The sequence below is a fragment of the Armatimonas sp. genome (assembly GCF_964826245.1).
Genome location: NZ_CBAYMC010000150.1, coordinates 1 through 10872, shown reverse-complemented (window position 1 = coordinate 10872; position 10872 = coordinate 1). Strand labels below are relative to the sequence as shown.

9 protein-coding genes are annotated in these 10872 nt (G+C 59.7%); 6 read left to right on the top strand and 3 right to left on the bottom strand.

Annotated elements, in window-relative coordinates:
• Positions 1 to 35 precede the first annotated feature (35 nt).
• The 3 genes from AC1XOS_RS14475 to AC1XOS_RS14465 all read right to left on the bottom strand — a co-directional run bounded on the left by AC1XOS_RS14475 (position 36) and on the right by AC1XOS_RS14465 (position 2672).
• Entirely contained in the window at positions 36 to 1010 is a 975-nt protein-coding gene (locus AC1XOS_RS14475) for a hypothetical protein (RefSeq protein WP_481962935.1), read from the bottom strand.
• Positions 973 to 1974 carry a hypothetical protein gene (locus AC1XOS_RS14470; protein WP_481962934.1) on the bottom strand — a complete coding sequence of 334 codons (1002 nt, stop codon included), beginning with the start codon at positions 1972 to 1974 and terminating at the stop codon, positions 973 to 975. The genes AC1XOS_RS14475 and AC1XOS_RS14470 overlap by 38 nt, the downstream gene beginning before the upstream one ends.
• 140 nt (positions 1975 to 2114) lie before the next feature.
• Positions 2115 to 2672, bottom strand: a complete 558-nt coding sequence (locus AC1XOS_RS14465) for a hypothetical protein (protein WP_481962933.1) — start codon at positions 2670 to 2672, stop codon at positions 2115 to 2117.
• A 95-nt stretch (positions 2673 to 2767) separates the two neighbouring features.
• On the opposite strand from AC1XOS_RS14465, the gene AC1XOS_RS14460 reads away from it, so the two are divergent.
• The 6 genes from AC1XOS_RS14460 (at position 2768) to AC1XOS_RS14435 (ending at position 10774) form a co-directional block, all read left to right on the top strand.
• A complete protein-coding gene (locus AC1XOS_RS14460; protein WP_481962932.1) occupies positions 2768 to 4570 on the top strand; it encodes a polysaccharide deacetylase family protein in 1803 nt (600 codons plus the stop codon).
• Positions 4567 to 5649 (top strand): 3-phosphoserine/phosphohydroxythreonine transaminase, encoded by a 1083-nt coding sequence (serC, locus tag AC1XOS_RS14455; protein WP_481962931.1) that lies wholly within the window; start codon positions 4567 to 4569, stop codon positions 5647 to 5649. The genes AC1XOS_RS14460 and serC overlap by 4 nt, the downstream gene beginning before the upstream one ends.
• 148 nt (positions 5650 to 5797) lie before the next feature.
• The gene (mnmA, locus tag AC1XOS_RS14450; RefSeq protein WP_481962930.1) at positions 5798 to 6898 is read left to right on the top strand and encodes a tRNA 2-thiouridine(34) synthase MnmA; all 1101 of its coding nucleotides are present in this window, start codon (positions 5798 to 5800) and stop codon (positions 6896 to 6898) included.
• A gap of 74 nt (positions 6899 to 6972) precedes the next feature.
• On the top strand, positions 6973 to 7275 hold the full coding sequence (locus AC1XOS_RS14445; protein ID WP_481962929.1) for a YtxH domain-containing protein: 303 nt from the start codon (positions 6973 to 6975) through the stop codon (positions 7273 to 7275).
• Positions 7276 to 7278: 3 nt separating this feature from the next.
• Positions 7279 to 8427, top strand: a complete 1149-nt coding sequence (locus tag AC1XOS_RS14440; RefSeq protein ID WP_481962928.1) for an AI-2E family transporter — start codon at positions 7279 to 7281, stop codon at positions 8425 to 8427.
• A 22-nt stretch (positions 8428 to 8449) separates the two neighbouring features.
• Positions 8450 to 10774, top strand: a complete 2325-nt coding sequence (locus tag AC1XOS_RS14435; protein WP_481962927.1) for an LPS-assembly protein LptD — start codon at positions 8450 to 8452, stop codon at positions 10772 to 10774.
• Positions 10775 to 10872 lie beyond the last annotated feature (98 nt).

Genomic DNA, 10872 nt, shown 5'->3' with positions numbered 1-10872 from the left:
TGAGAAGTTTGGCGGCAGGCAGTAGCACGAGCACTCTAGCCCTTTTGGTCGCAAATCGCCGTCAAAACGACATCGCCAGCCGCAGGGGCTTGGGAGAAGAGGCCCCAGACGATCTCACCGGTGGCGGGGTCTTCTTCGCCGTTGGTTTGTAGGAGCTTGCCGGGGAGCTTGGCTTTGATAAGTATCGCCACGAGAGCATCGTCATTATTCTCGCCGCTTGGCCCTGCATTCACTTGTTTATTCGTCTTGTTTTTCACGCCATTCGTGATGGCGACGATAATTTTCTGCACAGCCATCCGCCGCTCCGTGTCGGTGAGTTTCTCGCCGAGAGCAGCTTTTAGCTCGGTATCAACGACGATGCCAAGCAGCTTTTTGAGCTTGAACTCGCCGAGCTCAGAGTGAGTGATGAGCAAGCCTAGCAACGGCTCACCAGGGCCAAAGAGCGCTTTCCAGAGGGCTTTCTGGAGATGATTGACGATTGTGACCCGCGCCGCTTTATCCAGCATGGGCAGGTTTGCAGAAAACAAGGCGAGGAGCTCGGGATCGGGCGTGGCGAGCTCGGTGGGCTTAGGGCCGCGCCAGCGGATTACCTCGCGGTACTCTAGCTTACCGTCGGGGAGGGTGCGGACGGAGAGCGTGTTGCCCAGGATCATCGTGGGAAGAGTCCCTTTGGGCGCGTCCTTCTTGGGTGGCGACTTCAGTGCTAGATCATCCGAGAGGGTCTCGCCTGGTGCGAAGGACTTCGTGGCAGTCAGCACCACCTCAGAGGGATTCTTTGGGTCTTTCTCTCGAGTGAAGTTCCAAGCTCCCCGAGGCGGTGCGATCAGGTCATTGAGGGCAGGGGCCATGTTAAAGCCATCCGTGCTGGGCGCACTGCCCCGGTAGACCACGGTGCGCACAAACGAGCCATCGGGCTTTACCTCGGTGCTGGTGCCAATTCGGGCGCAGCCACTCGAAATCAGTAAGACGGCACTAGCGAGTGCGCTGAACCATAAGGGTCTGTTCTGCAAGCTCATCCTCACTTCGGAGGCGATTGTACTCCGCCTCAAGCTCATCAAAGGCGCTCTCAAACTCGCCCAGAGCGGCACGTGCATTGAAGACTTCCATGGCATGCAGAGCCGTGTTATTGGTGCCCAGAGTCGCCGTCAGGGCATCGTCCACGGGCGCGATTCCCTGCACCGCAAGACGAGCCTGCTCTACAATCAGGGCCTCACGAAGCTGGTCGCAGCTCTCTAAAGCATTGCGCAGGCGCTCCAAACAGCGTCGGGCCTCGGGCAAGTCCGTGAGATCCACGCCCTCCCAGTCATCTAAGTACTGCTGGCCCTGTACCCGTAGGCGCTCTAGCTGACGCAGGCGCTGGTTGCAGGCCTCGTGCGTGAGAGCATCCCAGTCGGCAGCGAGAGGCTCCAAGGCATTCTGCCAGCGCACCAAGGCGATCTCCCAGAGCTTGGCATGGTAGCGGTCGCGTTGCTTGGAGAGAATCCCGGCGGCGGAGTCAATCGTATGGCGGACTTTCTGGAGGCGCTCCTCAGGGAGGGCACTGGTGGCCTGCAAGCGCGACTCTTCCAGGCGCTTCTCGCGCTGAGAGATATCAGTAAGGCGCTGCCGGATGGTCTCTTCATCGTTGCGGAGACAGTCAATCACGCGCTTGGCGAGCTGTGAGAGCTCTGGCGGTGTCCACTCTTTGTCGGCTCCAAGAAGCACGCCCAGGCTAACACCGACGGCAACACCAACGGCCACACCCATACCCGCCATCAGAAAGCCCCCGATAACGGCACCGATAAAGCCTCCAAAGGCCGCACGTGCCCCATCGTTCATGGGAGTTTCCATGGTGAGAGTATCGCCACGCGCCACCATCTCGGGTATGCCCCGATCAGGACGCTCGTTGCGAGGATCCGCAATACCGCAGTTAGGACAGCGACTATCCGTCGTCGTCACAAAGTAATCACACGCACAGCAGCGCTTGTACTTCATGCTTTCATTTGCTCCCGACAGGGTGATTCCAACATCTCCAAGTAGTCCGACAGTATATCTCTAAACCCCCGAAAATACCACGTCCCCATAGTCTTCTATACAGAAAACAGGGGACGCTGGTTTCAGTTTTCGAAAAAAACTTACAGGCGGAAGCCCAGCGACAAGTTCAGTCCTGAAAAATCGAAGTTCTGAACCTTGCTAAACGAGTAGTAGCGCCCCTCAATATAGAAACGATTTCCGAGAGAAACGCCTCCAAAGAGACTCCCACCAACACCCGTACGCCATGCGCTTGGAATATTATCGATCAGATAGTTCGAGCGAAAGTTGGTCACTAAGAGATTTGCAGACACTCCAAAATAGGGCCGGACTTTCTTATTTTCCGACGTGCCACGGCGGTAGACAATCCCGACGGGAGCAAGAAGTACCTCGGCATCCGAGGAGCGTGAGGAGATAAGGTTCAGGTCAAAGTTTAACTCGCCCTTAGACTTAGGTGCCGCCACATCGCCAATACCAAGGCCAATGTTGGTCCAAGAGCCCCCAAAACGACTACGTGCTGCTTCTGAAGTGGGACTGTAGAAACCCACCTGAGGACCAAAGACTAAGCGCCCGCTCTTTTTCTGCTCCTGCGCCTGAGCGGGTGCGACAGCAAGAGCCGCCGCCCCAATCACAAACAAGGTAAAAAGATTCTTCAGATTCATCTTTTTTTTCCCTTTCGTTAGCGCAAGGATGCGCCTTCTCTCATCATTGGCAAGAAGCACTCCAAACTAAAGCAAGTGGTATACTTATTCGTTGTATGGCAAGTAAGACTAAACCACTTGCTGCCCCGGAGTGCGTCGCCGTAGCGCTTGGTGTGGCGGCGTTTTTTTCTGCCTCGGCTCGGGCAAGCTCTGGTGCAACAGACTATCCGATCGTTCTCGCCGAAGCACTCGGGCGGCTGGAGTCCGGGGAGTACTCCCAAGCGCGACTCTCTCTTCAACAGGCTCTGGCAGTAGACTGCAACGACCCTTGCGGCCTGCTGGCACTGGCGGTCTATGCCCTCCACACGGGTGATGGGAAGCGGGCGGAGCTGGCCCTGCGCCGTGCTCAAGAGCAAGAGCCGGAGAACTTCCTGATCCCCTCCGCGCTCGCTCTCGCCAAGCTCCTCCAGAACGATCTCTCCGGGGCGCAGCCCTATGCCAAGTCCAGCCCTCTGCTGGGGCTCTATGTCCGGCTCATGGCGGGCGATAAAGGCGTAGCAGCCGAGCTTGCGGACGTTAAAGAGGACGAAGGCGATCCCTTGCGCCTGGAGCTGGCAGGAATCGCGGCGCTACGGGCAGGAGACACAGCGCGGGGAAGCCGACTCTTGAAGGCCCTGATGGCACGCCCGGAGTGGATGCCCTGCGAAGAGTCTCATGCCGTGACACTGCCCTTTGTCGAGCGGCGCCTAGCGGAGGGTAGTGCAGGCACCAGTGAGCCGATTAACCTCCCCGCAGCAACGGCGGCGACACTCACTCTCACTGGTCAGGTCACGCTGACTCCAGGGACGCTTCCGGAGGGGACCGCTTCGGTGAACTACCAAGTTCCCGCGACCTACAACGCGGCGACCAACAGCGCTCCGTATATTGCCCAGTGGAACACCACCCGCCTTGCCAACGGCCTCTACACCCTCACCACCACCGCCCACAGTGCTCAAGGGAAGGTACTCAGCGAGACCCGGCGCATGGTGCGCATCGCCAACACCCCCGCCACGCCTTCGTCCCGTTTGACACCAGACCAGCGTGAGGCAATGGACACGCGCCTTCAGGCGCTTCTGGCTCCCCAGCCCAGCCGAAAAGCGGCGCACTACGCCTTGGCTGAGTGGGCGGTTCGCAGTGGCAATAGTGCAGAAGCCTTGGCAAGAATCGAGTCTGTGGTTGCCATTGACCCACAGTTCCGCTCCGCCTACGGCTCGCTCAAGGAGTACAATAAAAAGTATGTCGGAATGGGCAACGGCTACTGGCGTGGGCAGACCCGTGGAAAGCTGATCGCTCTCACTCTGGACGATGGCCCCAACCCACTCAAGCACCGCACCCCGGCACTCTTGGATACCCTGCGCAACCTGGATATCAAGGCGACGTTTTTTATCGTCGGTGCCCGTGCGGAGGCCAACCCAGAGCTAATTCGCCGGATGGACACGGAGGGCCACGAGATCGCCAACCATAGCTACACGCACCCAAACCTGACCTTTCTCACCCCGGATACCGTCCGTAAAGAGCTCTGCCGCACCAGTGTGGTCGTCCGCGAGCTCACCGGAAAGCGCCCCCGTTTCTACCGCCCGCCCGGCGGCAACTTCAATGGTGCGATTGCCGATGCCGCCTCGGCGCTCGGGATGCACGGGGCGTACTGGACCGTGGATGCCTTCAAGTTCGAGTACGCCCCGTTCACGCCTGCCGATACTGCCGCCTTTGTCCTCAAGAAAGTCAAGCCCGGCACGATTCTCCTGATGCACAATGCGCCAGACAACACCATCGCAGCACTCCCACAGATTGTCAACACGCTCCGCAGCCAAGGCTACGAGTTTGTCACCATGAGTGAGCTCGTTCAGCGCAGTAAACCCTCCTCCCCTACAAAACCATGAACCGAATCTACAACTTTTCTGCCGGTCCCGGCATCCAACCCGTCGCTGTTTTAGAAGAAGCCAGTCAGGCTGTTTTAGAGTTCCAGGGCTCCGGGATGTCTATCCTAGAGCTCTCGCACCGGGGCAAGCACTACGACCCGGTTCATGCCGAGGCGCAGGCGCTCGTTCTCTCAAGCCTAGGACTCTCTAAGGACGAGTACACGATTGCACTCCTCGGGGGCGGGGCGAGCATGCAGTTTGCGATGCTCCCGATGAACTTTATCCGGCCAGGCGATACTGCCGACTATGTAGACGCGGGCGAGTGGGGCGCAAAAGCCATCGCGGAGGCGGCACGCTTTGGCAGTGTCCATCTTGCCGGCTCGTCCAAGGCCACGAACTACGACCAGCTCCCAGAGCTTGCCCCCTCGGGCAAGGGCCGCTACTTCCACCTGACCACCAACAACACCATCGAGGGCACCCAGGTCTTTGACCTTCCTGCCACCGACGGTACGCCACTGGTTGCCGATGCCAGCTCGGATATCTTTGGGGTGCACCGAGACTACAGCAAGTTTGACTTGATCTACGCCGGAGCGCAGAAGAACGCGGGGCCTGCGGGCGTGACCCTGGTGGTGATCCGCAAGTCGTTTCTGGAGAGGGCTCATAAAGACCTGCCCCCGATGTTTTCCTACATTACCCAGTGTGAAAAGCAGTCGCTCTACAACACGCCGCCGGTCTTCCCCATCTACGTTCTGGGACTCACCCTCAAGTGGATCGCGGCTCAGGGCGGGGTGAAGCGAGTAGCCGTCCACAACCAGGCCAAGGCGCAGCTAATCTACGATGCCCTGGATGCGTGCCCCTCGGTGTTCTCGTCGTGCGTCGCCGTGAAAGAGCACCGCTCCTGGATGAATATCACGTTTCGTCTGGCCACTCCCGAGCTAGAGAAGCACTTTTTAGCGGAGGCAAAGGCGGCGGGCATGGACGGCTTGCCAGGCCACCGCAATGTCGGCGGCTTCCGCGCCAGTATCTACAACGCCTTCCCCATCGCAGGCTGCGAAGCCCTCGCCGCCCTGATTCGCGATTTTTCAAGACGCAACGGGTAAGCCCTCCTCCCCCTCCCCCTCCTCCCAATCCTGGGAGGAAGGGGAGAGGGGAGCTAGAGGTTTTCCGGACTCCCCTCCCCCAACCTGCCTCCGCAGGATTGGGAGGAGGGGCGGGGGGAGGAGGGTTGGCTGCGATATACTAACCTCCGTGAGCGCAACAAAAGAAAAAGTGGTGGTGGCGATGAGCGGCGGGGTGGACTCCTCGGTCGCGGCGGCGCTGCTGGTCGAGCAGGGCTACGAGGTCATTGGCATCACGCTGCAGATCTGGCAGGAGAGTACCACCGAGACTAAGGGCGCGGGTTGCTGCTCGCTCGGGGCGGTCGAAGACGCGCGGCGTGTGGCGGCGCGGATCGGGATTCCCCACTACGTCCTCAACTACAAGCAGCCCTTCGCCGATGCCGTGATCAAGCCTTTCATCGAGGACTACCGGCGCGGACGAACCCCCAACCCGTGTGTCAACTGCAACCGCTATATCAAGTTCGACGCGCTTTTAGAGAAGACACTGGCACTGGGAGCGACCAAGCTCGCCACGGGGCACTACGCCAAAGTGTTTCACGACGAGACAACCGGGCGCTGGGGGCTGGCACGCGCCACCGACGGCGACAAAGACCAGACCTACGCGCTCTATGCCACCAAGCAGCACCAGCTCGCGCACATGACCATGCCGCTGGGAGAGCTGACAAGCAAGCTGGAAACCCGCGCACTCGCCCGCCAGTACGGACTGCTTGTCGCCGACAAGCCGGACTCGCAAGAGATCTGCTTTGTTCAAGGCGGCAAGTACACCGAGTTTCTCGCCAAAGAAGCCCCCGAGCTGGTGCAGACGGGCAACTTCGTCGATGCCGATGGCAACAGCTTAGGCAAGCACGAGGGCTCAGCGTTCTACACGGTCGGGCAGCGCAAGCGCATCAATGTCGGCTCCCCTATCCCGCTCTATGTTTTGAAAGTGGAGGCGGAGACCAATACGGTGGTCGTGGGCAAGGACGAAGAGCTTTTCGCCGACGGCTGCGACGTCGAGGATCTGAACTGGGTCGCGCTCGCTCCGCCGCCGGTGGGAGAGCCCGTTTCTTGTGAGGTCAAAATACGCTACAATATGCACTCGCGCCCGGCCCGGTTAATCTACCAGGCCGACAGTACCGTGCGTGTTGAGTTTGAGGAGCCGCTTCGTGCGGTCTCACCCGGTCAGGCCGCCGTGTTCTACGGGGTCGGGCCGCAGGCCAACCAAGTGCTGGGTGGCGGAACAATCAAATAATAACCCTCTTCCGCCGCGAAGCGGAGTACGGGAAGAGGGTCGGCAGCGAGGAACGAGCGCGCCGGGGAGATGGTATGAACGAAGAAGAAAACGGCGGTGATTTCAGCGCCATTGCGGCAGGTCTCGTGGTAGGCATGGCGGTAGGAGGCATTCTAGGCCTTCTCTTTGCCCCCAAGCCAGGCGCACAGCTCCGCGAGGATCTCAAGGATCGCACGGAAGAGACCATGGACCGCTTGCAAGAGGCCACCAGCGAGCTGGTAGCGCGTAGCAAAGACCTAGTCACACAGACCAAAGAGAACCTTGCACACTCCGTCGAGGCAGGAAAAGCCGCCTACACGGAGAAGCGCGAGGAGCTCATGGCACAGCTGGACGCGTAAGCCATGCCAGCACGACGCGAGGCGTTTCTCAGCGGGCTCTTTGGGGCCTTAGGAGTGGCAGTCGCGGCGCTGGCGCTCTTTCTGGGCTATCGCTTCTTAGAGACCGCTATCGCCGTCAGCACGCCTTTCGTCGCCGCACTGGTGATCGCCCTGCTGTGTGATCCGGTTGTCAATAAGATTCAAAGGAATGTCGGGTTTACCAAGGGCCAGCGTGCTCCCGCTGTCGCGCTCGTGTTTACGTTCTTTCTGCTCGGCTTTACCGCGCTGATTGTCTTAGTGGTGCCCAGCCTTATCGGCCAGCTTCAGAAGCTCATAGACTGGATCACCAGCAACGGACTCGGCCAGCTCCAGGCCACCGCCAACGACTGGCTTCACGCCCACCGCAAGATCGGCCCTGTCACGCTCCCAGACTCCATCGATAGCCTGACCAAGCAGTACTCCGACCAGGTCACTGCCACCGCCAAGCAAATCGGCCCCAAGCTCTTAGGCGCCGTTGTCGGCTCGTTCTCGGGCCTGCTGAATGTGATCCTCATTCCCCTCTTGACCTTCTTCTTGCTCATGGATCTAGGACGGTTCCGGCGGCGCTTGATCTTCCTGCTCCCCACCAACTTGCGCACCCAGTTTGTGGGAGTAACCAGTGATGTTGGGGAGGTCTTCAGCAACTACCTGCGCGGAATGCTCCAGGTGAGCCTGGCCTATATGGCAACCGCGACCCTCCTATTTTCCCTGCTCTGCCTGGTGCTGGCCCCACAGATGCTGGGCTACGTCTTGCTCATCGGGATCGTCAGCGGAGCGCTCTATATCGTGCCGTATGTCGGCTTCTTAGGCGCGGCAGTTACGGCAGTGATTGTCGGGCTGGTCACCAATGTGGGCATCCCTACCCTGATCGGCTCGGTTGTCCTGCTGGCGATCTTGAACTTCAGCTTCGACAATATCATTACCCCCAAGATCGTGGGCAGTGGCGTGGGGGTGCATCCGATAGTCGCCATGTTCGCGCTTCTCGTGGGAGCATCGCTCTTTGGCCTCTGGGGGATGCTCTTGGCCTACCCCATGGCGGGTAGCGTGCAAGTCGTGCTCTTTCGGCTCTTTCCCAAGCTGGAGCAGCCGACTCCTGAATTGAGCGGCACGGAGACGGAGTCTGAAGCCCAGTAGCGTTTTGTTGGTCTGAGCAGATATGCCGTTTTTTTTTGTAGTCCAGCCCCCGAGGCCGACCTTACCGACACAGCTTCCTCGGGGCAGTCAGCTGCCACCACGTCAGCCGCCAAGCGCCACGCCCAACTTGCCCGTGCAGCCCCCCGGTGAGAGCGGCCAGCCCAAGAGCACAACCAACGAGGTTTTCCCAACAGCGGATCGCATGGAGGCCACCGATGACGGGGCGCTTCTTTTAGGCAATGTCAAGCTGGTCTACGATGGCTATGTCGTGACATGTGAGCGGGCCAGCTACGACGAAAAGAAAAACTACATCACCTTTGAGTCTAAGGTGCAGATGGAGACGGGCAAGGAGACTTTCTTTGCCGAGCGCATTGGTTTTAACCGCAAGACCCGCGAGTTTGAGGCCTTCGATGCCCACACCGTGCTTCCCCCGGAGCGCGTGGGCCAGGGCATTCTCGAGCCCGTGATTCTCTGGGGAAAGAGCATCAAGCGCGAGGGCGATATTTTGAAAGCCACCGACGGCTTTCTGACGACCTGTGACCTGGCTCATCCGCACGCTAAGATCGGCTTTGGCTACGCCGAGCTGGTTCCTAAGAAGCGCCTCACCCTGCGTGATGTGACGATCTACCGCTACGACACGATTGTTCTGCGTATCAAGCACCTGACGATTCCCGTTGTCGAGCAGCCGCGCTACAGCTATCTGCCCAATATCGGACGGACTCAGGAAGAGGGCTACTTTATCAAGGCCGTGATCGGGTACTCGCTCTCCAAGACACTGCCCGGCTTGCTACGCGTCGACTGGATGGAGAGAAAGGGGATCGGGCTAGGCACCGACCAGGCCTATCGCTTCGGCGACACCGCCGCCGGCCGTGTCAACCTCTACACCCTCAATGACAGAAGCCGCAACGCCCGCAACCTCAACGGACAAGTTCAGCACGAGCAGCGCTTCGGGGAGATAGATGCACGCCTGAGCTCGGACTTTCAGAGCAACTCCTACTTTGCCGCCACGCAGAACTCGAAAACCCAGAACACGACTCTGGCTCTCAACCGCGCTGTCGGCACCACGACAACCGGAGTCACGCTGGGGCAAAATAGCTCGGACTCGGGCGGCTCGATCTACCGCACCAGCACCTATGGCCTGACCCAGCAGCTTCCTCTGCCGAAGAGTGGGAGCCTGAGCTTTCGCTTTAATGGCACGGATAACCTCAATGCGTCGGCGACATCGCGCACGGGCCGTATCCAGGAGAACGCGGAGCTACGCGCCTCCAGCGCGCTTGGGCCGTTTCGGGCGGAGCTAGTCGCCAACCGGAACCTGCGTAACTCGACATCGGGCACCAGTAGCGGAGGCTCTTTCTTCGCCGGAACCGAGAAGCTCCCCGAGCTCACGCTCACCACCAACCAGCTCAAGGGCTCACTGGGCAAGTATTTCTCCGGAGTGACCCTGGGCTACGGCGACTTTCTGGAGAGTCTCTCATCATCGGGGACTGCCACGCAGCTCCATACCCAGCGCCTGCTCTTTCAGTCGGATCTCAATCGGCAGAGCAAGTCCTTGGGTGGTGGCCTGCGCTTTGAACTTGGTGGCGGCTTCCGACAGACGGTTTATGATGGTGGCTCGGCGGCGCAGTATGTGATCAACCAGACCACCAATCTGAGCCAGACGACCTCGCGCAATGGGACCCTCGGGCTTGCCTACAACTACTCACGGCCCTACGGCGGAACGCCGCCAGGCTTCCGCAACGACTTTGCCTCGACCGTCAATGGCCTCAACTTCAACTACCAGCAGACCGGCGGCCATGCCAGCGTCCGCCTGAGCACCGGCTACGACATTCTCCAAGCGCAGCAAGAGCCCGTGCTGGGCCTGCGAAACCGCCCCTGGAACCAGCTGAGTGTCACCACCGAGTTTCGCCCCTCAGACAGCCATCATAGCCGCCTGAACACGACCTACGATATCAACAGCGGCAAGCTCCTTGTTTTAGACCACTACGCCCACTTCCAGCGCGGCAATACGTTTCTTCTGGACACCAGCGGGCGCTACGACCCAACCCTGAAGAAGCTTCGCGAAGTCCGTGCGATTCTCGGCACCCAGATCTTTGACAACCAGACACGGCTGATCGGCAATAGTAACTACAACAACCTTACCCGTAAGTTCGAGTTTAACTCCTTCGCCTTCACCCGCGAGTTCCACGACTACGAGATCACGGTCAGCTATGTCGATCAGCCCTTCGGGTTCCGCAGCGAAAAGGGCATCAACCTCTCGCTCCGCCTCAAAGCCTTCCCATCGCCCAAGACCAACCAGGGCAGCCGCAACGGCACCCCCGTAGACACCGGCCTCGGCGGCTTCTTCTAAGCCTGTAGTATCGTCGCCCATCCTGCCCCACCTGCACCTCTATGGCTCTGTCTGGAAGTAGCGGTCCATTCCCGTCGTGAGGTCTTTGCCGCGATTGG